The 23,628-nt window shown below is 73.1% G+C and carries 15 protein-coding genes and 1 pseudogene; 8 read left to right on the top strand and 8 right to left on the bottom strand.

Translation table 11 applies throughout. The annotated features are described in order from the left end of the window. Positions 1-47 precede the first annotated feature (47 nt). Positions 48-851, bottom strand: coding sequence for a putative hydro-lyase (locus tag KKZ08_RS06050; protein WP_223773454.1), 804 nt, complete (start codon positions 849-851; stop codon positions 48-50). A gap of 20 nt (positions 852-871) precedes the next feature. Then, on the bottom strand, positions 872-2,197 hold the full coding sequence (locus KKZ08_RS06045; protein ID WP_223773453.1) for an MFS transporter: 1,326 nt from the start codon (positions 2,195-2,197) through the stop codon (positions 872-874). 141 nt (positions 2,198-2,338) lie between these two features. Here KKZ08_RS06045 and KKZ08_RS06040 point away from each other — a divergent pair, with 141 nt between their 5' ends. The 4 genes and pseudogenes from KKZ08_RS06040 to KKZ08_RS06025 all read left to right on the top strand — a co-directional run bounded on the left by KKZ08_RS06040 (position 2,339) and on the right by KKZ08_RS06025 (position 10,352). Then, complete coding sequence (locus KKZ08_RS06040) at positions 2,339-3,055, top strand: GntR family transcriptional regulator (protein WP_223773452.1); 717 nt, start codon at positions 2,339-2,341, stop codon at positions 3,053-3,055. Positions 3,056-3,113: 58 nt separating this feature from the next. Next, positions 3,114-4,640 (top strand): hypothetical protein, encoded by a 1,527-nt coding sequence (locus KKZ08_RS06035; protein ID WP_223773451.1) that lies wholly within the window; start codon positions 3,114-3,116, stop codon positions 4,638-4,640. Positions 4,641-4,737: 97 nt separating this feature from the next. Then, positions 4,738-5,631, top strand: coding sequence for a hypothetical protein (locus KKZ08_RS06030; RefSeq protein ID WP_223773450.1), 894 nt, complete (start codon positions 4,738-4,740; stop codon positions 5,629-5,631). A gap of 69 nt (positions 5,632-5,700) precedes the next feature. Next, positions 5,701-10,352, top strand: a pseudogene (locus tag KKZ08_RS06025) (hypothetical protein). Between the two features lie 28 nt (positions 10,353-10,380). Here KKZ08_RS06025 and KKZ08_RS06020 read toward each other — a convergent pair. The 5 genes from KKZ08_RS06020 to KKZ08_RS06000 form a co-directional block, all read right to left on the bottom strand. Further along, positions 10,381-11,508 carry an aromatic ring-hydroxylating dioxygenase subunit alpha gene (locus KKZ08_RS06020; protein WP_223773449.1) on the bottom strand — a complete coding sequence of 376 codons (1,128 nt, stop codon included), beginning with the start codon at positions 11,506-11,508 and terminating at the stop codon, positions 10,381-10,383. A 13-nt stretch (positions 11,509-11,521) separates the two neighbouring features. Continuing rightward, on the bottom strand, positions 11,522-12,676 hold the full coding sequence (solA, locus tag KKZ08_RS06015) for an N-methyl-L-tryptophan oxidase (RefSeq protein WP_223773448.1): 1,155 nt from the start codon (positions 12,674-12,676) through the stop codon (positions 11,522-11,524). 70 nt (positions 12,677-12,746) lie between these two features. Next, on the bottom strand, positions 12,747-15,212 hold the full coding sequence (locus tag KKZ08_RS06010) for an FAD-dependent oxidoreductase (protein WP_223773447.1): 2,466 nt from the start codon (positions 15,210-15,212) through the stop codon (positions 12,747-12,749). After that, positions 15,209-16,294, bottom strand: a complete 1,086-nt coding sequence (locus KKZ08_RS06005; RefSeq protein ID WP_223773446.1) for an S-(hydroxymethyl)mycothiol dehydrogenase — start codon at positions 16,292-16,294, stop codon at positions 15,209-15,211. The genes KKZ08_RS06010 and KKZ08_RS06005 overlap by 4 nt, the downstream gene beginning before the upstream one ends. Before the next feature lie 238 nt (positions 16,295-16,532). Further along, positions 16,533-17,363 (bottom strand): IclR family transcriptional regulator, encoded by an 831-nt coding sequence (locus KKZ08_RS06000; protein WP_223773445.1) that lies wholly within the window; start codon positions 17,361-17,363, stop codon positions 16,533-16,535. A 189-nt stretch (positions 17,364-17,552) separates the two neighbouring features. Between KKZ08_RS06000 and KKZ08_RS05995 the strand changes: the two genes are divergently transcribed. Continuing rightward, complete coding sequence (locus KKZ08_RS05995; protein WP_223773444.1) at positions 17,553-17,876, top strand: bifunctional 3-phenylpropionate/cinnamic acid dioxygenase ferredoxin subunit; 324 nt, start codon at positions 17,553-17,555, stop codon at positions 17,874-17,876. Further along, positions 17,873-19,153, top strand: a complete 1,281-nt coding sequence (locus KKZ08_RS05990; protein ID WP_223773443.1) for an FAD-dependent oxidoreductase — start codon at positions 17,873-17,875, stop codon at positions 19,151-19,153. Before KKZ08_RS05995 ends, KKZ08_RS05990 begins: the two co-directional genes overlap by 4 nt. Before the next feature lie 122 nt (positions 19,154-19,275). On the opposite strand, the gene KKZ08_RS05985 is transcribed toward KKZ08_RS05990, so the two are convergent. Continuing rightward, positions 19,276-19,773, bottom strand: a complete 498-nt coding sequence (locus KKZ08_RS05985) for a hypothetical protein (RefSeq protein ID WP_223778928.1) — start codon at positions 19,771-19,773, stop codon at positions 19,276-19,278. A gap of 450 nt (positions 19,774-20,223) precedes the next feature. On the opposite strand from KKZ08_RS05985, the gene KKZ08_RS05980 reads away from it, so the two are divergent. Together KKZ08_RS05980 and KKZ08_RS05975 are read left to right on the top strand one after the other, a co-directional pair. Next, positions 20,224-23,124, top strand: coding sequence for a nitrate- and nitrite sensing domain-containing protein (locus KKZ08_RS05980; protein ID WP_223773442.1), 2,901 nt, complete (start codon positions 20,224-20,226; stop codon positions 23,122-23,124). After that, the gene (locus tag KKZ08_RS05975; protein WP_223773441.1) at positions 23,121-23,561 is read left to right on the top strand and encodes a roadblock/LC7 domain-containing protein; all 441 of its coding nucleotides are present in this window, start codon (positions 23,121-23,123) and stop codon (positions 23,559-23,561) included. Before KKZ08_RS05980 ends, KKZ08_RS05975 begins: the two co-directional genes overlap by 4 nt. The last annotated feature ends 67 nt before the right edge of the window (positions 23,562-23,628 follow it).

Genomic DNA, 23,628 nt, shown 5'->3' with positions numbered 1-23,628 from the left:
CTGCGGAGGTCTCCTGGGGTTCTTGACGGCCAGGTGGTTGTCGTCGGTCAAGCCACGCGGTACTGCTCGTCCCGGGCGTCGGTGATGAACATCCGGCCCGGGGCGTGCGTGATCGCGAAGGGCGGCCGCGATGCCATCACGGCGGCCTGCGGTGTCACCCCGCACGCCCAGAACACCGGGATGTCGTCCGGCTCGGCGGCCACCGGGTCACCGAAGTCGGGCCGGCCCAGATCCTCGATGCCGAGCCCGGCCGGTTCGCCGCAGTGCACGGGGCCGCCGTGCACCGCCGGCATCAGCGCGCTCTCCTTGATGGCGTCGGCGAGACGGTTGGGCGGGACGGGCCGCATCGACACGACCATGGGGCCGTGCAGCCGCCCGGCGGGGCGGCAGGGGCGCGTGGTCACGTACATCGGGACGTTGCGGCCCTGCTCGATGTGGCGCAGCGGAACCCCGGCGTCGGCGAGCGCCCACTCGAAGGTGAAGCTGCACCCGATGAGGAACGACACCAGGTCCTCGCGCCACCGGTCGACGACGTCCGTGGGCTCGTCGACCAGCTCGCCGTGCTCCCACACGCGGTAGCGCGGCAGATCCGTGCGGAGATCGGCGTCCGGGGCGAGCGGTGTGACCCAGGAGCCCGCGTCCGTGACGTCGAGCACCGGGCAGGGCTTCGGATTGCGCTGGCAGAACAGCAGCATCTCGTACGCCCAGTCGGCCGGGACGGAGATGAGGTTGGCCTGCGTGCGGCCCGCCGCCCAGCCGGCGGTCGGACTCGTCTCGCCCGCACGGAACGCCGCACGGGCCTGCTCGGCGGTACGGGTCGCGCGGTCGCCCACGCGCGCGTGCTCGATCACAGTGGTTTCCCTTCCTCGCGTCACAGCAGTTCCCTCCCTCGCGTCTCGGGGAGGCCGAACAGCGCGATGACGGCGAGGCCGTATCCCACCGCTCCGAAGACCAGCGCGCCGCCGACGCCCCAGCTGTCGGCGAGGAAGCCGACCATAGTGGGGAACACGGCGCCCACCGCCCGCCCCGTGTTGTACGTGAAGCCCTGTCCAGTGCCGCGCACGGCGGCCGGATACAGCTCGCTCAGGAAGGAGCCGAAGCCGCTGAAGATGGCCGACATACAGAAGCCGAGCGGGAATCCGAGCACAAGGAGAAGGCCGTTGGCCCCGTCCGGGATGTTCGTGTAGGCCAGGATGCTGGCCGCGGAGAGGAACGCGAAGAGCGCGATGTTCCGTTTGCGGCCGAGCTTGTCGGTGAGGTAACCACCCGTCAGGTAGCCGATGAAGGCGCCGGAGATCAGGAAGGTGAGGTAGCCGCCGGTGCCGACGACGGTCAGGCCGCGCTCGGTCTTCAGATACGTGGGCACCCAGGTGGCCAGCGTGTAGTAACCGCCCTGCACTCCGGTGGACAGGAGCACCGCGAAGCACGTGACGCGCAGCAGCCCCGGCTTGAAAATGGCCGTGAACGAGCCCCTGTTCGCGCTCTTTCGGCGCTCCGCCGCCGCCTCGGGGGCGTCGTGCACATTGCGGCGCACATAGATCACCAGGAGGGCGGGCAGCGCGCCGGTCCAGAACATCACGCGCCAGGCGAGGTCGTCGTCCAGGAACTGGAACACCACGGTGTAGACGATCGCGGCGAGGCCCCAGCCGACGGCCCAGGAGCTCTGGATCGCGCCGAGCGTACGGCCGCGGTTCTTGGCGGTGGCGTACTCGGCGACGAGGATCGCGCCGACCGCCCACTCGCCGCCGAACCCGAGGCCCTGGAGGGCGCGGAAGACCAGCAGCGTCTCGTAGTTGGGCGCGAAACCGCAGGCGACGGTGAAGACCGCGTACGTGATGACCGTGATCATCAGTGCCTTCACGCGGCCGATGCGGTCGGCGACCACGCCCGCGACGGCGCCGCCGACCGCGGAGACGACCAGGGTGACGGTGGTGAAGAGCCCGGTCTGGCCGCTGTCGAGGCCGAAGTACGCGGCGAGCGCCACCATGCTCAGCGGCAGCGTGAAGTAGTCGTAGGAGTCGAGGGCGTAGCCCCCGAAGGCCCCGGCGAAGGCGCGGCGGCCGCGTGGACCGAGCGCCCGCAGCCAGCCGAACGCGCCGCTGTCGTCGATGAGTTCGTTCTGGGGGGCGTGCGTGTCGGCGCGTGGACCCGGGCCGGGCTCGGCCGGGGCGGTCTTGGGTGGTGGGGTCGTGCTCATGGGCACCTCGCAGGAGAGGGACGGGAGGGTGCTGGAGCGGGGAGGGGGGCGGTGGAGTCGTGCCCGACAACGTAGAGGATCGTTGAACGATCCTTCAATACCCCTGTTGTCTCGTTCTTGTATGTGCGATTGAATCCGGGCATGGCGGAGGGGATGGCTGACGTGAACGGACTGGCCGACGACCGCGCCCTGCTCGGGCGCACCAGTACGGCCGAGCGGGTCTCGGACATCCTCAGGAGCCGCATCGCCGCGGGCTTCTTCCCGCCCGGGACCCGCCTCTCCGAGGACAGCATCGGTGGTGCGCTCGGCGTCTCGCGCAACACGCTCCGTGAGGCGTTCCGGCTGCTCACGCACGAACGGCTGCTGGAACATCAGCTCAACCGCGGCGTCTTCGTCCGCAGGCTGACCGACGAGGACGTGGAGGACATCTACCGCACCCGGGCCCTCGTCGAATGCGCCGTCGTCCGCACGCTCGGCGAGCCGCCCTATGCCGTGGACGGGCTCGCCGACGCCGTCTCGGACGGGCGGCACGCCGCCCGCACGGGTGACTGGAAAGGCGTGTCCACCGCCAACATCCACTTCCATCGGGAGCTGGTCGCCCTCGCCGGAAGCGCCCGCACCGACGAACTGATGCGCAGCGTCTTCGCCGAACTGCGCCTCGCCTTCCACGTGGTGGACGAACCCCGGCGGCTCCACGAGCCCTACCTCGCACGCAACCGGCAGATCCTGACGGCCCTCCAGGAAGGCCGTCGCGAGGAGGCCGAGAGGCTCCTCGCCGAGTACCTCGACGACTCGCGCCGACGGGTCCTCGACGCCTACCGGCGCAGCGGCACGAAGGACGAGCGGGACGGCGGCTGAGCCCGCCAGATCTGCGCCGTTTCGACCGTTGTCAGACCGAGGACCTAGTCTGTGCACCGTGACTTCGCCTGCCGTTACGGACACCGCTCCGCCCCAGCTCAGCGCGGGGCCGCGGCCCGCTCTGGGCCCGGCCGCCGACGAGGGCCTGGCGCGCCGCCTGCGCGCCCTGGCCTGCACGGCCCCGCTGCACGACCTCGACGTGCGCAAGGCCAACCTCGCGGGCGAGTACACGGTGTACGCGATGGCCGAGGTGGCCCTGTCCGCCATCGACCTCGTCACGCTCAACATGGACTTCGACACCGGCGCCGACCACGAGCAGATCGTCGCCAGGTTGCTCCCGCGTGTCGCCGCGCAGGCCCCGCAGCGCCCCGCCGCCGAGCACGAGCGCGTGGCCCGCTGGGTCCTGGAGAACCTGATCAACGTCGGCAGCGTCGACCGCGGCTTCCGCGCGGTCTACGGCACCTTTGCACCTGATGGGACATATGTCCGCAGGGACTACGACTTCAAGCTCCTCGAAGAGGTCCCCGGGTACGGCGGCACCGTCTACCTGCGCACGACCGACGAGGCGGTCAACGTCCTGGTGGGCGCCCTCGACACCGACGTCACCAGCGCCCAGATCGCCGCCGAGGTGAAGCTGGAGGTCCTGATCAGCCGCGGCAGGCTCGCCGACGCGCAGCTCGCCGCCGAACAGGCCCGCTACCGCACCGTGCAGTACTCGGAAACGCTCCGCAAGGCCCTCGACGCCACCCGGCGCAACGTCCGCGCGGTCGACTGGCTCCAGAGCGTCCCCGACATGATCGCGGAGGCGCTCGACCACGTCGCCGACCGCTACCGCCACGAGAACGCGATCCTGACCAACATCCGCAAGGCCCGCGACGAGTCCGAGGACCCCGAGCACAAGCGCCGCGCCGCCGAGCTGGTCGACATCGTCAAGGACTGCATCCGCCGCCACACCCAGCTCCAGTCCCGCCTCCTCGAAGCGGGCCCGCTGTTCCGTGCCGAGCAGGACCGGCAGGCGTTCGCGACCCCCACCGCCCGCGCGGGCCTGGATCTGTACGGTCAGCTCCTCGCACCGCTCCTGCCGCTCCCCGCGGAGCAAGCGACGCGCGTGACGGACGCCTTCTTCGCGCGTGGGACCGGCCTGCGTACGCCCGTGTCCGTCCGGGTCGGGGATCTCGTCGACATACTGCTGACGCCGCCGATGGAGCGGGAGCACCTGGGCGCGGAGATGCCCGAGCCGGACCTGATCGCCACCCCCGACGACAGCCGCTTCAGCGAGGAGCAGCTCGCGAGCGCCATGGAGCTGCTCGACCTGCCGTCCGACGCGCCGCGCCGCCTCTCGGGCCTGCTCGCGGAGGCCCGGCTCCGCGACCCCGAACTGCCCTACCTGGTGGCCCTGCTGGCCGTCCACGCGGCCAGCCCGCCGGTCGGCACCGCCTACCGCCAGGGCGAGGAGAAGCTGCTCTTCGCCGTGGACGACGGCACGGAACTGAACGACGAGGAGTTCGGCGGCGCCGACCTCATCGTCGGCACGGCCCTCCTGGACGCCGTCGGCATGGCGGCCGACCGGAAGGAGGCGGCATGACCACGACCCTCGTGAGCCGCTTCGGCGCTTTCACCCCCTGTCCCCCCGCTGACCCAAACCGCATCGCCCCGCACCACCCCCACAAGGAGCACACGCCGTGACCGAGCACCCCGCAGAGCACGCCGCGTGGGGCGAGCCGGAGTCCGCCACGGCGCCAGTCGGCCCCGCGCCGCTCACCCCGGGCGACGCCGCAGACGCCGCGCGGCTCGTCGCCTTCGGGCTGCAGCCGAAGCTCCAGCCCTCCCGTGACCAGGAGTACGCCGAACTGCTGCGCCGCTACCGCGAGGACCCGCCCTTCGCGCGGCTCGCCGACGCCGTCGCCGCCGGGCTCGGACTCGTCGTGCTGGAGGTGTCCCCGCGCGCGGGGATGGCCGTGACCGCCGCCGAGGACTCCGTCTTCGCCGTCCGCATGGGCGACTACGCCCGGCGCGCCGCGACCGACTCCACCGACCGCTTCCTGCACGGTCTCGCGCACCTCGCCGTCGCCGCCATGGCCTTCCCGCGCCCCGAGGACCTCGCCGACGACGGCTACATCGGCCGCGTCACGGTCAACGGCGTCGACGCCTTCGTACGCCAGGCCTGCCGCCGCCTGGAGGAACGCGCCGAGGAACAGGGCGAGAACACCGACCCCGCCACCGACGCCCCTGGGCTGGAGGCCGCCTGGCGGATCTGGGCGCGGCGCAGCTCGACCGGAGCCACCAAGGACGCCCGCCGCCTCGCCGGTTCGACCACCGGCATCGTCGGCAAGGCCGTCGCCTTCCTCACCGACTCCGGGTTCCTCCAGCGCACGGGCGACGACTCCGGAGGGACGTACCGCACCACGGCCCGCTATCAGTTGCAGGTTCGCGACATGGCGGGCAGCGCGGCCATGGCGGAGCTCCTGGAGCTCGGCGTCGTCCCGGTCACCGACGGCTCGGCGACGCTGCTGCCCCCCGAAGACACCGACGACCTGGAGCTGGCCGCCGACGCGGGACTGCCCTTCCACTCCTGACGCCGCAGGTCCGCTTCCCCCACCTCCCCGCCGTTCCCCACGACTTACTTACGACGAGAGTCCGCCGCCATGTACGAGCTGTCCCGGATCCGCCTCTACTCCATCGGTCCGGCCGGTGCGCGCTACGCCGACACCGTGCTCGACCTGCGCGGTGTGGGTGCCGAGGTGCCCGACCCCGCCCCCACCCAGGCGGAGTTCTTCCAGGACGAGCCGACCGGCCCGCCGCGCCGCCCCGCCCCCGCGGGCGTGCTCTTCCTGGAGAACGGCGGCGGCAAGTCCGTCCTGCTCAAGCTGATCTTCTCGGTGATGCTGCCGGGTCACCGGAACACGCTCGGCGGCGCCAGCTCCGGCGTACTGCGCAAGTTCCTGCTCGCCGACGACTGCGGGCACGTCGCCCTGGAGTGGCAGCACACCCTGACCGGCGAGTGCGTGGTCGTCGGCAAGGTCAGCGAATGGCGGGGCCGGCAGGTCTCGAACGACCCGCGGAAGTTCGCCGAGGCCTGGTACTCCTTCCGGCCAGGGCCCGGCATGAGCCTGGACTCGCTGCCGGTCGCCGAGTCCACCGCCGTGCGGCCCTCCGCGGAGGGCGCCTCGGGCGCGCAGGGGCGGCGGCGCACCATGAAGGGCTTCCGCGACGCCCTGACCGAGGCGACCAAGGCGTACCCCCACCTCGAAGTGCACTGGGAAGAGATCCACGACCGCTGGAACGAACACCTCGGCGACCTGGGCCTCGACCCCGAACTCTTCCGCTACCAGCGGGAGATGAACGCCGACGAGGGCGAGGCCGCGGGCCTCTTCGCGGTCAAGAAGGACTCCGACTTCACCGACCTGCTGCTGCGCGCCGTCACCGACACCCGCGACACGGACGGCCTCGCCGACCTCGTCCACGGCTTCGGCAACAAGTTGGGCCGACGGGCCGAGCTGATGGCCGAGCGGGACTTCACCGCGGGCTCCGTCGACCTGCTGGGACGCATCGTCGACGCCGCCGAGACCCGGGCACGCGCGCGTGACGTGCACGCGGCCGCCGAGCGCCGCACACGGACCCTGGCCCGCCGCCTCTCCGCGCGCGCCGTCGAGGAGCGGGGCCGCGCCGCGACGCTCGCCGAGCAGGTCACCGCCGCCACCCACACCGTCACCGAGGCCGAGCGGGCCCGCGGCAAGAGCGCCCTGATCTCCGCCGAACTGGCCTACCGCCACGCCTCCTTGGCGCTCACCGTCGCCGAGAAGGCCGCCGCCGCGCAGCGCCGCGAGCTCGCCGACGCGCGGACACTGCACGCCGCCTGGCAGGCCGCCGAAGCCGTCCTGCGGCACCGCGCGGCCGCCGACCGCTCCGCGCGCGTGGCCGCCGCGATCCGCGAGGCCGAGCGGGACGCCGCCCCGCGCTCGCCGCCCGCGCGAAGGCCGCGTCCGACCTCGTCCGCGCCCTGCACACCGCCGCCGAAGGCGCCGAGAACGTCGCGAACGAGGAGGAGGAGCGTTCCGCCGCCCTCCAGGAGACCGGCGAGGCCGCGCACCGCGACGCCACCGCCGCCGCCACCGAGGCCCAGCGGGCCCGCAGCGAGGCCGGACACCTGCGCCAGCGCCTCAGCGAGGTCGAGCAGGAGACCGCGGAGGCCGTGCGCGCGGGCTGGCTCGACGACACCGCCCCGACGCCGACCCGGCCCGCGCCGCCCTCGCCGCGAGCGACGCGGAGAAGACCACCGTCGCCGCGTGGGACACCGCGCGTGAGGCCGCCCGCCGGGCCGCCGACCACGCCAAGGAGGCCGCCGCCGCCGAGGCCCGCGCCGAGCTGACCGCCGCCCGCGCCTCCGACGCCGCGACCGCCGCCGAGGCCGCCCACGACGCGGAGCGCCGCGCCGCCGGGTCCATCGCGGGGGACGAGCGCCTCGCCGAGCTGCTGAGCCTGCCCACCGGCAGGAGCGCCGTACCGCAGCCGCGCAGCGCCGAGAACGGAGACTCCTCCACAGCGGGAAGCGCGCTCTCCGCAGCGGCAGGAACCGCCCTCTCCGTAGAAGAGCTCGACCGCTCCGCCGACGACCTGCGCGCCCTCCTCGACGACAGCGTCGCCTCCGCCGAACGCCAGCTCTTCGACCTGCGCACCGCCGCCGCCGACGACTCCCGCATCCTCGGCGCCCTCGGTGACGGCGGGCTGCTCCCGCCCGGCCCCGACGTCCTCGCCACCGTCGAGTTCCTCGGCGAGCACGGCATCCCCGCGCTGCCCGGCTGGCGCTATCTCGCCCAGGCCGTCGACCCCGCCGACCACGCGCGCGTGCTCGCCGCCCGGCCCGAGCTGGTCGACGGCGTGGTCATCACTGACCCGGACACCCACGCGCGCGCCCGCGACGCCCTCGCGGACGCCGCCCTGCTGCCCCGCTCGGCCGTCGCCGTGGGCACCGCCGCCGCCCTCCTCGCCCCCACGCCGAGCGAGCACGCCACGGACAGCAGTGCCGGCAGCGTATTTCTCGTCCCGCCGAACCCCGCCATGCACGACGAGCACGCCGCCGACGAGGAGCGGCAGGCGCTCCGCGCGCGGGCCGCCCAGCGCGACGAGGAGATCCGCGCGCTCGCCGCCCGCCTCGCCAAGGACCGCGAGCTGGCCGCGCGCCTGGCCTCCTGGCGCACCGGCTGCCCGAGCGGCCGCCTCGCCGAGCTCGCCACCGCCGCCCAGGAAGCACGGGCCTTCGCCGAGGAGGCCGAGGCGGAGCTGACCGAGGCCCGCACCGCGCGCGCCGAGGCCGACGAGGCCGCGGGCGAGGCGGCACGCGAGCAGGACGAGCGCCAGGAGGCCGCCCAGCGCGCCCGCCGTGCCGCCGACGCCCTCGCGGGCCTCGCCTTCCGGCTCCGCGAGAGGGTACTGGCAGACCAAGCTGCGCGAACTGGCCGACGACGCCGTCGAGGCCGAGGCCCGCGCCCAGACCTGCCTGGACCGCGCCCGCGCCGCCGACGAGGACCGCCGCGCGGCCCAGCGCGCCGCCGACGACGCCCGCCGCACCGCCCGCGCGCTGCGCGCCGAGCGCGCCGAGATCGCCGGCGCCCCCGAGGACATCCCCGAGGAAACCGAGGCCCCGAAGACGTCGCTGCCCGCCCTCCGCGAGGCCTACCGCGCGGCGTCGCAGCTCTACGAGAAGGTGGGCGTCGGCGCCGACCTGCGGGCCGAGCAGGCCCGCGCCGAGAGCGACGAGAGCGCGGCCCTCGCCGAGCTGGACCGGCTCAGCAACAAGGTCCGCACCCGCGCCGCCCTGCTCCTCGAAGGCACCGACGGCTCCGACGGCCCCTCCCGGCAGGCCGCCGCCGCGCGCGCGGAGGCGCAGGTCCAGCTCATCGAGGCCCGCGCCGCCACCGCCAGCGAGCAGCTCGGCCGACTGCGCGGCGAGGCCGAGCGGCACGCCCCGGAGGACGGCGAGGCCCACACCGAGCTGCCCGAGGAGCTCGTCCCCGCCGACGCCGAGCAGGCCCAGGCGCTCCTGCGCACCGCCACCGGCGAACTGGCCGCGCACACCGAGGCCCTGAGCCGCGCCAAGGAAGCGCACGCCGCACTGCTCCAGGCCCACCGCGCCACGGAGGACGCCGCAGGCGGCTTCGACGAGACGGCCGCCCTCCTGCGGGACCTCCTGCGCGAGCACCAGGAAGACCCCGAAGAGGAGCCCGAGCCCTACCCCGGCACCCTCGAAGAGGCCCGCCAGGCCGCCGCGGAGACCCGCCGGTCCCTGCGCGGCTGCGCCGCCGACCTGTCCGCCGCCGAGGCGGCCGTCCGCGAGGCCAGCGACATACTCGTACGCCACGCGAACTCGACCCGCTACGAGCAGGTCCGCACCCCCGCCCGGCAGCAGATCCGCGAGCTGCCCGCCTCCGCGCTGCCCGAGCACGCCAAGAAGTGGGCCGACGCCTTCGCGCCCCGGCTGCGCGTCCTGACCGACGAGCTGGAGCAGCTGGAGCGCAACCGCGACAGCATCGTCGACCGCCTGCGCGGCCTCGTCGAGTCGGCGCTCGCGACGCTCAGGTCCGCCCAGCGCCTGTCGCGCCTGCCCGAAGGGCTGGGGGAGTGGTCGGGCCAGGAGTTCCTGCGGGTCCGCTTCGAGGAGCCGGACCAGGCCACCCTCGTGGAGCGTCTCGGCGAGGTCATCGATGAGGCCACGCGCGCGGCGGTGAAGAAGAACTCCGACATGCGGCGTGACGGCATGTCCCTGCTGCTGCGCGGTGTCCAGGCCGCCCTGGAGCCGCGCGGTGTCGCCGTCGAGATCCTCAAGCCGGACGCCGTGCTGCGTGCCGAGCGCGTCCCGGTCGGACAGATGGGCGACGTCTTCTCCGGAGGCCAGCTGCTCACCGCCGCCATCGCCCTGTACTGCACGATGGCCGCCCTGCGCAGCAACGACCGGGGCCGCGACAAGCACCGGCACGCGGGCACGCTCTTCCTGGACAACCCCATCGGCCGTGCCAACGCGACGTACCTCCTGGAGCTCCAGCGGGCCGTCTCCGACGCGCTCGGCGTGCAGCTGCTCTACACGACCGGGTTGTTCGACACGACGGCGCTCGCGGAGTTCCCGCTGGTCATCCGCTTGCGGAACGACGCGGACCTGCGGGCGGGCCTGAAGTACATCAGTGTCGAGGAGCACCTGCGCCCGGGCCTGCCGCAGCGCGACCCCGAGGACCCCGACGGCGAGACGGTGCACGGGCAGATCACGGCCACCCGGATGTACAAGCGCCCGACGCCCACTCCCTAGCGAGCTGCCGCGTACCCCGAGTGTGCCGCTACGTAGCGAGCGTCTTGGTGAGCCACTCGTGGAAGTGCCCGATGTGGTGCTCGGTCGGCACCAGCACCCCGCCCGCGCGGTAGGCGCGTGACGCCATCGCGGGCTGGGTGCGCTCGCAGGCCGCGAAGTCCTGGGTGTTGACCCGGTGGAAGAGCTCCACGGACTTCGACAGGTCGGCGCCGGACGCGACGACGTCGGGCGCGTACAGCCAGTCGCACTCGACGACCGTGCGGTCCTCGGCCATCGGGAACATCCGGTGCAGGATCACATGGTCGGGGACGAGGTTGACGAAGACGGCCGGCTTCACGGTGATGGCGTAGTAGCGGCGGTCCTGGTCGTCCGCGACCTCGGGGAGGCGGCCGAAGCCCGCGCTGCCGTCGACCGTGAAGCCGCCCACCTCCTCACCGAACGCGGCGCCGTGCCCTATGTAGTACTGTGCGGCGAAGCCGTCGGCGAACTCCGGCAGCACGTCCGTCAGTTCGGGGTGGATCGTCGCGCAGTGGTAGCACTCCATGAAGTTCTCGACGATCAGCTTCCAGTTCGCCCGTACGTCGTACGTGATGCGCCTGCCGAGGGCGAGCCGCTCGGTGCCGTACCGCTCGATCGACGCCGCGTCGCCCAGACGTTCGACCGCCGCGCCGATCACGGTCTCCTCGAAGGAGGGCGGTTCATCGGCCAGACACACCCACGCGTAGCCGAGCCACTCCCGCAGGGCGACCCTCATCAGGCCGTACGCGGAGCGGTCCACGTCCGGCATCTTCACCAGGTTGGGCGCGGCGATGAGCTTGCCGTCGAGGTCGTACGTCCAGGCGTGGTACGGGCATTGCAGGGCGCGGCGGACCTGCCCGGACTCCTCCGTGCACAGGCGGGCGCCGCGGTGCCGGCAGACGTTGAGGAAGGCCCGCAGCTCCCCGGTGCGTGAACGGGTGACGAGAACGCTCTCCCGGCCGACCCGGACCGTCCGGAAGGCGCCCGGCGCGTCGAGGTCGGCGGCGCGCACCGCGCAGAACCAGAGGGCTTCGAAGACGCGTTCCTGCTCCTGCCGGAAGACCTCCGGGTCGGTGTAGTAGTGGCCGGGAAGCGTCGCGATGAGGCTCTGCGACGGGAACTGGGGTGTCGTCGTCACGGTGGCGTACTCCTCAAGCGGGCGCGGCGGTGAGGCGGCTGGGGTCGAAGAGCTCGATGGGGTGCGCGGTGGCGCCGTCCAGGGCCAGGTCGGCGATGATCTCGCCCACCACGGGCACGAACTTGAAGCCGTGTCCGGAGAATCCGGCGGCGACGGTGACCGACCCGGGGTGCGCCGGGTGGCGCGCGATGACGAAGTGCTCGTCGGGGGTGTTGGAGTACATGCAGGTCGCGGCCTTGAGGAAGTGGCCGGGGAGTGACGGGATGAGCCGTCCCACCTGCTCGGCCATCGCGGCGACCTCCTCTTCGTGCACCGTCCGCTCGATGGTCCGCGGGGTGCAGGGCGTGCCCTTGCGGAAGAAGGCGACCTTGGCTCCGAGCTCCGGACCGTCGATGGACGGGAATCCGTACACCTGTACGCCGTGCGCGTCCTCCCAGATGTAGATCGGGTGGTTCTCCGGGAGGAACGGCCGTACTCCGCCGGTCGGCTGGAACCAGTACATGACCTGCCGCTCGATGCTGAACGGCACGCCCAGCTCGGTGAGCAGCTCCGGGGCCCACGCGCCCGGACAGATCACCAGGCCGCCCGCCGTGTAAGTGTCCTCCGCGGTGTGCACGCGCACACCGTCCCGGCAGGGCTCCCAGCGTGTCATCGGCTCCTCGAAGTGGAGGTCGGCGCCGTCGCGGGTGGCGAGCTGGAGGTGGGCGGCCACGGTGTTCTCGGGCCGCACGAGCCCCGCCCGCGCCTCGTAGAGCGCCACTTCGTCGTCGCGCGGGGTGAGGGTCGGGAAGCGGCGGCGGATCTCCTTGGCGTCGAGCATCTCGTGGGGCAGTCCCCACCGCTCGGCGGAGAGCAGCGAGCCGGAGACGGGGCGGCTGTCGGGGCGCCCGAGCATCACACCGCCGCACAGGGTGGCGATGTCGCGGCCCGTGTCCCGTTCGAGGCGGTCGTAGAGCTCGTACGCGCGCAGCAGCAGCGGTACGTACGCGGGGTCCTCGAAGTAGGACTGCCGGGTGATGCGCGAACCGCCGTGACTGGAACCGCGGTTGTGCACCGGGCCGAACTTCTCCAGGCCGAGGACGCGGGCGCCGCGCGCGGACAGGTGGTGGGCGGCGGCGCTGCCCATGCCGCCGAGGCCGATCACGATCACGTCGTAGGTGGGGGACACCGGGCGCCTCCTGGCGGCTACGGGTCGATACGGGACATCAGGGGGAGCAGCCTCTCGAACCGGCCGGCGGCTAGCAGCGGATGCGGGTCATCTCCGGGTCGAACAGAGGCTCGGCGGCGACCGTTGCCGGCACCTTTTCACCGAAGTACTCCACGTGGACGCCCGTGCCCGTCTCCAGAGGCGGCAGCCAGGCGTACGCGACGCAGCGGCCCAGCGTGTAGCCGTACGAGGCGCTGGTGACGTACCCGGCGGGGGCACCGTCGACGTAGACGGGTTCCTTGCCGAGGACGACGGCGGCCGGATCGTTGAGGAGGAGGGCGGTGAGCCTGCGGGCCGGCGCCCCGAGCTTTTCGAGCGCCGAACGTCCCACGAAGTCCCCCTTGTTCATGCGGACCGCGAAGCCGACGCCCGCCTCGTAGGGGTTGTGTTCGGTGGTCATGTCGTGGCCCCAGGCGCGGTACCCCTTCTCCAGGCGCAGACTGTTGAACGCCGAGCGCCCCGCCGCGATCACGCCGTGCGCCCGTCCCGCCTCCCACAGCGTGTCCCACAGGCGCAGCCCCAGGTCGGCGGTGGTGTACAGCTCCCAGCCCAGTTCACCGACGTAACTCAGGCGCATCGCGGTCACCGGGACGTGCCCGATGTACGTCTCCTTGGCCTTGAAGTAGCCGAACGCCTCGTGCGAGAAGTCGTCGCGGGTGAGCGGCTGGACGAGCGCGCGGGCCAGCGGGCCCCAGACGCCGACGCAGCAGGTCCCCGAGGTGATGTCCCTGAGGTGTACCTCGTCCGGGGCGTGCCGCAGCAGCCAGTCCAGGTCGGCGGGGGAGTTGGCACCCACCTGGAAGCGGTCGGGGGCCAGCCGCGCCACGGTCAGGTCGGAGCGGATGCCGCCCGCCTCGTCGAGCAGCAGGGTGTAGGTGACCGAACCGGGCCTCTTGGCGAGGTTGTTGCTGGTCATGCGCTGGAGGAAGGCGAGCGAGCCGGGGCCCGTGACCTCCAGGCGGCGCAGGGGCGTCATGTCGTACAGGGCGACCCCCTCGCGCGTGGCGCGCGCCTCGGCCGCCGCGATCGGGGACCAGTGACGGGCCGCCCAGGCATCGCGCGGCGGCACCTCGATGCCCTTGGCCAGGGGCGCGTTCGCCTCGTACCAGTGCGGGCGCTCCCAGCCGCCGCCCTCCAGGAAGACCGCGCCGAGATCCTGCTGGCGGGCGTGGAAGGGGCTGACCCGTAGGGGGCGCGGCTCGGCCGGGGGCTGGAGCGGGTGGATGACGTCATAGACCTCGATGAACTGCCGTGCGCCGCGCTCGGCGACGTACGCGGGGGAGCGCTGGGCGTCCTCGAACCGGGTCAGCTCGCACTCGTGCAGGTCGAGCGAGGGCCGGCCCTCGACCAGCCACTCGGCGACCGCCTTGGCGACGCCGGCGGAGTGCGTGACCCAGACGGCTTCGGCCAGCCAGAAGCCGCGCAGCGCCCGCGACGGGCCGAGCAGCGGCATGCCGTCGGGGGTGAAGGAGAAGACGCCGTTGAAGCCCTCCTCGATCTCGGTCTCCTTGAGGGAGGGCATCAGCCATCGGCAGTCCTCCCAACTGGGCGCGAAGTCCTCCTCGGTGAAGGGGTACGACGACGGCATGTCCTCGGCGTCGTCGTACGCGGGCACGGTGAACGGGTCGACGGGCAGCGGCCGGTGGGCGTACGAGCCGATGCCGATACGGTCGGCGTGCTCACGGAAGTAAAGGTCGCGGTCCTGGAAGCGCAGGATGGGCCGCGACGCCTCGGCGCCCGGGTCGGTGACGCCCGCCGTCCCGGGCAGCGGACCCGTCTTCGCGTACTGGTGTGCGAGCGGCAGCAGCGGTACGTCCACACCGGCCATCCGCCCGATCACCGGCCCCCAGAAGCCGGCCGCCGAGACGACGTGGTCGGCGGGGAAGGTGCCGCGGTCGGTGACGACGGCCGCCACACGATCGCCGTCCCGTTCGATGCCGGTCACGGTGTGCCGGTCCAGGAAACGTGCTCCACGCGCGCGTGCCCGTTCCATCTGCGCCCGGCAGGCGGGCACGGCACGGGCCAGGCCGTCGTCGGGCGTGTACAGGCCGCCGTGGAGCCGGGTCGCGTCGACGAGCGGCCACAGTTCCCTGCACCGCTCGGGGCCGACGAGCTCGGCGCGGACGCCCCACGAAGCGGCGAGACCGGCCTTGCGGTGCAGATCGGCCCAGCGCTCGGGCGTGGTGGCCAGCTCCAGGCCGCCGACCGGCAGGAAGCAGGAGAGCCCGTCGACCTCCAGAGAGGTGAACTTCTCCACCGTGTACGCCGCGAACGCGGTCAACGTCTTGGAGGGCCCGGTCCGGAAGACCAGCCCCGGCGCGTGTGACGTGGAGCCGCCCGGCGCGGGCAGCGGCCCCTGGTCGAGCACGGTGACATCGGTCCAGCCGCGGGCGGTCAGCTCGTCGGCGAGCGAGCAGCCGACGATTCCGGCGCCGATGACGACCACGCGGGGCCGTGCCGTCGGCCCCACCGTGGCGTGCGCGTCGGAGCGGCTCACAGGACCACCACCGAGCGCAGCACCTCACCGCGCCGCATGCTCGCGAAGGCCTCCTCCACCTGGTCCAGGGTGATCGTCTCGGAGACGAAGCCGCCCAGGTCGAGACGGCGGCTGAGGTACTGGTCGACGAGGATCGGGAAGTCCCGCGTGGGCAGGCAGTCGCCGTACCACGACGACTTGAGGGCGCCGCCGCGCGAGAAGAGGTCGATCAGCGGCAGATCGACCGTCATCTCCGGATCGGGCACCCCCACCTGCACCAGCACGCCCGCGTGGTCGCGCATGTAGAACGCCTGCTTGTACGTCGACGGGGTGCCGACCGCGTCGATCGCGACGTCGACCCCGTGCCCGCCGGTCAGCTCGCGCACGGCCGCCACGGGGTCGGTGCCGCGGGAGTTGACGGTGTGCGTGGCGCCGAACCGGGTCGCCCCGTCCAGCTTCGCGTCGTCGATGTCGACGGCGATGACGCGCCGCGCCCCGGCCAGGGACGCCCCGGCGATCGCGGCGTCGCCGACACCGCCGCAGCCGATCACGGCGACGGTGTCGCCAGGGCCCACCCCGCCGGTGTTCACGGCGGCCCCGTACCCCGCCATCACGCCGCAGCCGATCAGGCCCACGGCCTCGGGGCGCGCCGCCGGGTCGACCTTCACCGCCTGGCCCGCGGCGACCAGCGTCTTCTCCGCGAAGGCGCCGATGCCGAGCGCGGCGCTCAGCGGTGTGCCGTCGCGGAGCGTCATCGGCTGGTCGGCGTTGCGCGAGTCGAAGCAGTACCAGGGGCGCCCGCGGAGACAAGAGCGGCAGGTCCCGCAGGGCGCCCGCCAGGCGATCACCACATAGTCGCCGAGGGCGAGATCGGTGACGTCCGCGCCGACCGCCTCGACGGTGCCCGCCGCCTCATGGCCGAGCAGGAACGGGAAGTCGTCGTTGATCGCGCCCTCCCGGTAGTGCAGATCCGTATGACAGACCCCGCAGGCCTGCACGGAGACGAGTACCTCCCCGGGGCCGGGATCGGGCACGACGATCGTCCGCACCTCCACGGGTGCGCCCTTCTTCACGGCGACGACGGCACGGACCTCATGGGGCACGGCCAGCCTCCTCTGCGCTTGCGCACGGCTCGACGGCATGGATGCGTACGGCACGGCGGTGCTGTTGCGTAGTGCACGATCGGTTGCGCTATGAGAGACATAGTGAGAACGCCATCAAGAGGCCGTCAAGAGGGCGTGGTCAACCCTTCGCAAAACAGCGGAGGCGTGCCGGAACATGGCCGATACGCGCGTGGGCGGGGCCAGGAGTTCCTGGTCCCGCCCACGGGGTGCTCTCCGGTCAGAAGCCGTACCCCATCCGCCGGGAGAGCTCCACGGCCGCCGCGACCGTGCGCTTGGCCAGCTCGGTGAGGCGGTCCTCGGTCAGCCGGTACACCGGCCCCGACGCGCTGAGCGCGCCGATCACCTTGCCGTCGTGCGCGCGCACCGGCGCGGCGACCGCGGCGAGGCCCACCTCCAACTCCTCGACGGCGACCGCGAAGCCCTGCCCCGCGACGGCCTCCAGCTCGCCGCGCAGCGCCACCGTGCCGGTCACCGTGTGCTCGGTCAGGCGGGGCAGCGTGCGGGCCAGCAGCCCCTCCCGCAGCGTCGTCGGCAGGTGCGCGAGGAGCACCTTGCCGCTGGACGTGGCGTGCAGCGGCGTGCGCCGGCCGAGCCAGTTCTGCGCGGTCACCGACGCCGGGCCGCGCGCCTGCATGATGTTGACCGCCGCGTCGTCGTCCAGGACCGCGATGTTGACGGTCTCACCCACCTCGTCGGCGAGTTCGCGGCAGACCGGGCCGCCCTCCTGGGAGATGTCCATGCGCACTGCCGCCGCCCCCGCGAGGCGGAGTACGCCCGCACCCAGGAAGTACTTCCCGCGATCCTTGGCCTGGCCGACCAGGCCGCGGTTCTCCAGCACCCCGAGGAGCCGGAACGCCGTCGACTTGTGGACGCCCAACTCGTCGGCGATCTCCGTCACCCCGGCCTCGCCGTGCCGCGCGAGGATCTCCAGGACGCTCACCGCGCGGTCCACGGACTGGACGGATCCGGCGGTCGTCCTGGGCTGCCCCTCCCGTGGCTCGCCCTTCGGCCCACTGTTCTGATCAGGCTGTTTCCGTGTGCCGGTCATGACTCGACTCTCACCACCTGGCGGCCTGTCGCAGCCGCGTCTTCGGGAAGCCCTTGACGCGACGGGCACCCCGACCGGATTCTGTTGCGCATAGCGCTCCCTCGTGCGCCATGTGAAACATCATGTTACCGAAGAGTCCTGGCCCGAGAAGGGGCGAGGACCGGGCCGAACGACATCAGAGGGGGGCCCATGATTCCCGTATGCCGCCTCGAAGACCTCCCCGCGGGCGAGTCCGTCCGCCTCGACACCACGCCGCCCGTCGCGGTGTTCAACGCCGACGGTGAGCTCTTCGCCATCGACGACACATGCAGCCATCAGGACGCCTCCCTCTCGGAGGGGTGGCTGGAGGGCTGTCTGGTCGAATGCCCGCTCCATGCCGCGTCATTCGATCTCCGCACCGGGCGACCCACCTGCCTGCCCGCGCGCAGGCCCGTCCGCACCCACCAGGTGTACGTCGAGGACGGCGTCGTCCACGTGCGCCTGGCCGCCGCCGAGGAAGGCTCCGCCGCATGAGCTCCGTCACCGCGGGCCGCATGGGCTCCGTCACCGCGGGCCGCATCAGGACCGTCACCGTGGTCGGGGCCTCGCTCGCGGGGCTGTACGCGGTGCGGGAACTGCGCGCCCAGGGGTTCGACGGGCGCCTGGTCGTCGTCGGTGCCGAGCCGCACCGGCCGTACGACCGGCCGCCCCTGTCCAAGGGCTTCCTCACCGGAGGCGGCGCCAAGGAACAACTCGCCCTGGCCGACCCGGAGGAGACGGCGGAGCTGGCCGCCGAGTGGGTCCTCGGCACGCGCGCGCGGGCCCTCGACGCGCGTGGCCGCACGGTCGTCCTCGACGACGGCCGCACACTGGCGAGCGACGGCGTGGTCATCGCCACCGGGGCGTCCGCGCGGCGCCTGCCCGGCCCGGCTCTCACGGGCGTCCACACCCTGCGCACCCTGGACGACGCCCGCGCGCTGCGGGCGGAGTTGGTCCGTGGCCCGCGGCGCGTGGTCGTGATCGGCGGCGGCTTCATCGGCGCCGAGACCGCGTCCTCGTGCGTGGCGCTCGGCCATGACGTCACGGTCCTTGAGGCCGCGCCCCTGCCGCTCGCCGCCCACCTCGGGACGGAGATGGCTGCCGCGTGCGCGGGGCTGCACGCGCGCGGTGGCGCACGGCTGCTGACGGGAACGGGCGTGGCCGCCCTCCGGGGCGACGCGCCGACACCCGCCCGTGGCGGCGCCGTCACGGCCGTGGAGCTGTCCGACGGGCGCCTGCTGCCCGCAGACGTGGTCGTTGTCGGCATCGGGGCCACGCCCTGCACCGACTGGCTCGCGGGCTCGCCCCTCGCCCTGGACGACGGCGTCCTGTGCGACGACGGCTGCGTCACCGCGCTGCCGCAGGTCGTCGCGGTGGGCGATGTGGCCCGCGCGGGCGGGATCCGCGCGGAGCACTGGACGAGCGCCACGGAGCAACCCCGCGTGGCAGTCAGGAACTTGCTCGCCGGGCACACGGTCGAGACGCTCCGCCCACTGCCGTACTTCTGGTCGGATCAGTACGGCTCCCGTCTCCAGTTCGCCGGGCGGCGCCGCGAAGGCGACACCGTGCGGATCGTCGAGGGCTCCGCGGAGGCCGTGGGGGAGGGCGGCTTCCTCGCCGTCTATGAGCGAGCCGGCCGCAGGACCGCCGCCCTCGCGGTCGATCGCGCCCGGCCGTTCATGAAGGTGCGCAGGGAACTTGTGGCCGCCGCCGCCCAAGAGGCCTCGGAGGAACCCACTGCCCGGACCGCGAGGCCGCCCGTACAGGTCTGAGCCGACCGGGCGGCACCGGGACCCTCCGTTGGCCCCACGGCTGCCCGGTACGGAAGCACGGCCGCCCCGCGCGCCGCCACGACGACACCGTCCGGTGAAGCCCGCGGCAGGGTGACGCCCCCTCAGGAGTGCGAGAGCTGGCCCGCGCCGCCCCGCCTGCGTATGCGCACCTTGCCGCGCGCCGCCACCCGTGCCTGCCGTCGGGCCCGGCGCCGCTCGCGCCGCAGCTGTCGCGCCGTGCTGCTCGGCATGGACACCACACCGTGCCGTTGCTTCCACACCTGCCGGGTCACCCATACGTCGAGCACGCCCCAGGTGGCCACGATCGTGCTCGCCACGCTGCTCAGCACCATGGGGAAGGAGAGCCAGGACCCCGCGAGGGCGGCGAGGAAGGCGACCATCGCCTGCACCAGGGTCACCGCCACCAGGATCACGGCCCGGACGGCCGCCGTCCGGACCGGATCGGGCAGCCGCCTCCTGCGGGCGGGCTCCTCGACCCACAGCGGCGGACGGGACGCCGGGCGCTCGTCGTCCCCCTGCGGGGCGGCTGCGCGCGCCGCTGTCCTCTCGTCCCCGCCATTGCCTGACACCGACGCCTCGTGGCGCTCTGCCGTGCCCATCATTTCGTCACTCCCCCGCTGCTTCGCGGCCGTTCACGAACATCTTCCGGGGACGCCTCTGGCCCAACTCACCTGTGGCTGCCCGGTTTACTGCGCTTTATGCCGCCTGCCCTGCGGCCCGCCCTCTCCCCGAGGACTCTTGACCGTCTCTCCTGATCGACGAACGAGAGATCGGAAAGATTCCCGTTCCGGTTCCGCGAAGCGAAGGATTCCGGCCAACTGGCGTACGTACGACGGGCGATGGACCCCGGCGACAGGCGCCACGGGCTGGGACGCAATCTCCCGTAATGGAGGGACAACTGCGGACGTCTCTTTCGCGTCACGGCCGAAAAGCGCTCGGAAGCGTCTTCGAGTTGCTCGTGTGTCAGTAGTAGGCTCGCGCCGTTTGTTGACGCACATGTGTGCCCCTGGCCCGTGCAACGGCCGCAGGGGGCCGATCTGGGGGAGGCCATGCGCTTTCGCGGGAAGTCCATCCGCCGGAAGATCGTGGCGCTGCTGCTCGTGCCGCTGGTTTCCCTGACCGCCATCTGGGGCTTCGCCACCGTCATCACCGGCCGCGAGGCGAGCGCCCTGCTCGACACGGCCAACGTCGTCGACAAGCTCGGATACCCGATCGAGGACACGGTCCGCGTCGTCCAGCAGGAGCGCCGCCAGACCCTCGTCTACCTCGCCGACCCGCGCGCGTCCGACGCCCTCGCGGCCCTGCGCCGCAGCCGCGACGCGACCGACGACATGATCGCCGAGGTCCGTACGAACGCCAAGGACCCGGACCTACGCGACAGCATCGACGAGAGTTCGCGCAAGCGGCTGACCGCGCTCCTCGACGCCTTCGACGGCATCGAGTCGCTGCGCCGCACGGTCGAAGAGGGCACCATCACCAGGGCCGGCGCCCTGAAGATGTACACCAAGCTGATCGACCCCTGCTTCGGCCTCCTCACCACCCTCAACGGCTTCGCCTACCTCGACGACGTCAGCCTCGACCAGCAGGGCCGCGCGCTCGTCGGCGTGACACGCGCGCGTGAACTGCTCTCCCGCGAGGATGCGTTGCTCGGCTCCGCGCTCGTCGCGCGGCGCGTCACCAGGTCCGAGATCCGGCAGGTCGCCGAACTCAGGGCGCAGCGCTCCCTGCTGTACGAGGTGAACCTCGCGCCGCTTCCGGAGGACGACCGCGGCCGCTACGAGCGCTACTGGAACGGCGCCGACACCACGCAGCTGCGCAAGGCCGAGAAGGACGTCATCGAGTCCGCGCCCGGCACCCCGCGCGCGGTGACGTCCGCACACTGGGACGCCGCCGCGGGCCGGGTCCTGAAAGACCTCGCCGAACGCGACGTCGAAGCGAGCGACCGCTTCAGGGACCGCGTCGAACCGGCCGCCGTCGGCGTGGTCGTGCGTGTCGTCCTGGCCGGCGTCCTCGGGCTCCTCGCGCTGCTGGTCTCGGTCTTCCTGTCCGTACGTATCGGCCGCGGCCTCATCCGTGACCTGCGCCGTCTGCGACTGGAGGCCCACGAAGCCTCCGGAGTCCGGCTGCCGGGCGTGCTGCGCCGCCTGGCAGCCGGCGAACAGGTCGACGTGGAGACCGAGGCGCCCCGGCTGACGTACGACAAGGACGAGATCGGCCAGGTCGGCCAGGCCCTCAACACCCTCCAGCGCGCCGCGGTCGAGGCCACCGTCAAACAGGCCGACCTGCGGCGCGGCGTCTCCGAGGTCTTCGTCAACCTCGCCCGCCGCAGCCAGGTCCTGCTCCACAAGCAGCTCACGCTCCTGGACACCATGGAGCGCAGGACCGAGGACACCGACGAGCTCGCCGACCTCTTCCGCCTCGACCACCTGACCACCCGCATGCGGCGGCACGCCGAGGGCCTCGTGATCCTCTCCGGGGCCGCCCCGTCCCGGCAGTGGCGCAAGCCCGTCCAGCTCATGGACGTCGTACGGGCCGCCGTCGCCGAGGTCGAGGACTACGAACGCATCGAGGTGCGCCGCCTGCCGCGCATCGCCGTCACCGGCCCGGCCGTCGCCGACCTCACGCACCTGATGGCCGAACTCCTGGAGAACGCCACGGTGTTCTCGCCCCCGCACACCGCCGTCCAGGTCCTGGGCGAGCACGTCGCCAACGGCTTCACCCTGGAGATCCACGACCGGGGGCTCGGCATGGCCCCCGACGCCCTGCTGGACGCCAACCTCCGCCTCGCGGAGACCCCCGAGTTCGAACTGTCCGACACCGACCGGCTCGGCCTCTTCGTCGTCAGCCGGCTCGCCCAGCGCCAGCGGGTCCGCGTCTCCCTGCAACCCTCTCCCTACGGCGGTACGACCGCCGTCGTCTTCATCCCCGAGGCCCTGCTCACCGACGACGTCCCCGACACCGGCGGCGTCGGCTTCCGGCTCGACCGGCCGCAGGCCAAGGAGGCCGCGAGCACCGACAAGGCGGCGGACCGCGCGGCGGCCTTGGCCCAAGTGCCCGTGCAACTGCCCGGCCTGCCCGCCTCCCTGCTCGACGGCCCCGTCGAGCTCGAGGCGCCCGTCGGCATGGCGGACCTCGACGGCTTCCCCGGCGCGCTCGGCGACGACGACAGCGAGCGCGGCGACCTCTTCCGCCCCCGTCGCCGGGCACCCGGCGCGCCGGGCGAACACCAGCACGCCCGCGACGACCGGGAGTCCGGCCGCCCCGGGCCCACCCGCCGCGACGTCCCGCAGACCCGCCTCGACGACGACCCAGCCGAGGACACCCGCCCCGGCGACCCCGTGCCGCTGCCGCGCCGCAGGACCCCGAAGCTGGTCAGCTCGCACGGCCGCCCCGTCACGCACGGCAGGTCCCAGGAGGGCAGGCCGCTGGCCCCGGCGGCGGAGGACATGACCCCGGAGCCCTCGCAGCCCCGGCCGCGGTCCGCCTGGCCCGACCTGTCCCCGCCGCACCGCGACGTCACCGCCGCCGAGAGGTCGCTCGACTCACTCGACCTTCCTCGGCGCACCCGCCGCACCGGCCCGCAGGGCGGCGCCGCCCCGGACCGCACCACCCGAGACCGCACCACCCCGGCAGGGGCCGAGACCAGGCCCCGCCCCGCCCCGGCGCCCCTCGCGGACGCCGACCGGGACCGGAGCACCACCACGGCCGCCCTGGGCGGACTGCCCCGCCGGATCCGGCAGGCCAATCTCGCCCCGCAGTTGAAGGACGGACCCGACCGCCGCTCCGAGCGCGCCGAGACCCGGCCGGAGGAGCGGGACGCGGAGGAGGTACGCAGCCGCATGGCCTCGCTCCAGCGGGGCTGGCAGCGCGGCCGCGACGAGAATGCCGCCGGCGACGACGCCACGGACGGCACAGCACCAGGAACGACATCTGAGGGGAACGGTCGATGACCGCACCGAAGGCCGACGCACGCACCGCCACGACCGGGGGGCCGGGTGAGCTGAACTGGCTCCTCGACGACCTGGTGCAGCGCGTCGCCAGCATCCGCAAGGCGCTCGTGCTCTCCGGGGACGGCCTGCCCACCGGCGTGTCCAAGAACCTGACGAGGGAGGACAGCGAACACCTCGCCGCCGTCGCCTCCGGGTTCCACAGCCTCGCCAAGGGCGTGGGCCGTCACTTCGACGCGGGCAAGGTCCGCCAGACCGTGGTCGAGCTCGACGACGCGTTCCTCTTCGTCACCGCCGCGGGCGACGGCAGCTGCCTCGCCGTCCTCGCGGAAGCGGATTCCGATGTCGGCCTGGTCGCATACGAGATGACGTTGCTGGTCAAGAGGGTGGGTGTGCATCTGGGTACGGCGCCGCGCACGGACCTGCCCGCGGGAGGGTAGTGGGAGGTCATGAGCGACGACGGCCGAGGAATACAGAGCACGCAGAGGACACAGAGAACGCAGAGGG

Source organism: Streptomyces sp. 135, from assembly GCF_020026305.1.
Classification (GTDB): domain Bacteria; phylum Actinomycetota; class Actinomycetes; order Streptomycetales; family Streptomycetaceae; genus Streptomyces.
The sequence above is the reverse complement of the archived record's forward strand: the minus strand, read 5'-3'. Positions and strand labels throughout refer to the sequence as shown.

Coding starts and splice junctions, on each gene's coding strand:
- KKZ08_RS06045 (WP_223773453.1), bottom strand. CDS start 2,197: ATGAGCACGACCCCACCACCCAAGACCGCCCCGGCCGAGCCCGGCCCG.
- KKZ08_RS06040 (WP_223773452.1), top strand. CDS start 2,339: ATGGCGGAGGGGATGGCTGACGTGAACGGACTGGCCGACGACCGCGCC.
- KKZ08_RS06000 (WP_223773445.1), bottom strand. CDS start 17,363: ATGACCGGCACACGGAAACAGCCTGATCAGAACAGTGGGCCGAAGGGC.
- KKZ08_RS05995 (WP_223773444.1), top strand. CDS start 17,553: ATGATTCCCGTATGCCGCCTCGAAGACCTCCCCGCGGGCGAGTCCGTC.
- KKZ08_RS05990 (WP_223773443.1), top strand. CDS start 17,873: ATGAGCTCCGTCACCGCGGGCCGCATGGGCTCCGTCACCGCGGGCCGC.
- KKZ08_RS05985 (WP_223778928.1), bottom strand. CDS start 19,773: ATGGGCACGGCAGAGCGCCACGAGGCGTCGGTGTCAGGCAATGGCGGG.
- KKZ08_RS05980 (WP_223773442.1), top strand. CDS start 20,224: ATGCGCTTTCGCGGGAAGTCCATCCGCCGGAAGATCGTGGCGCTGCTG.
- KKZ08_RS05975 (WP_223773441.1), top strand. CDS start 23,121: ATGACCGCACCGAAGGCCGACGCACGCACCGCCACGACCGGGGGGCCG.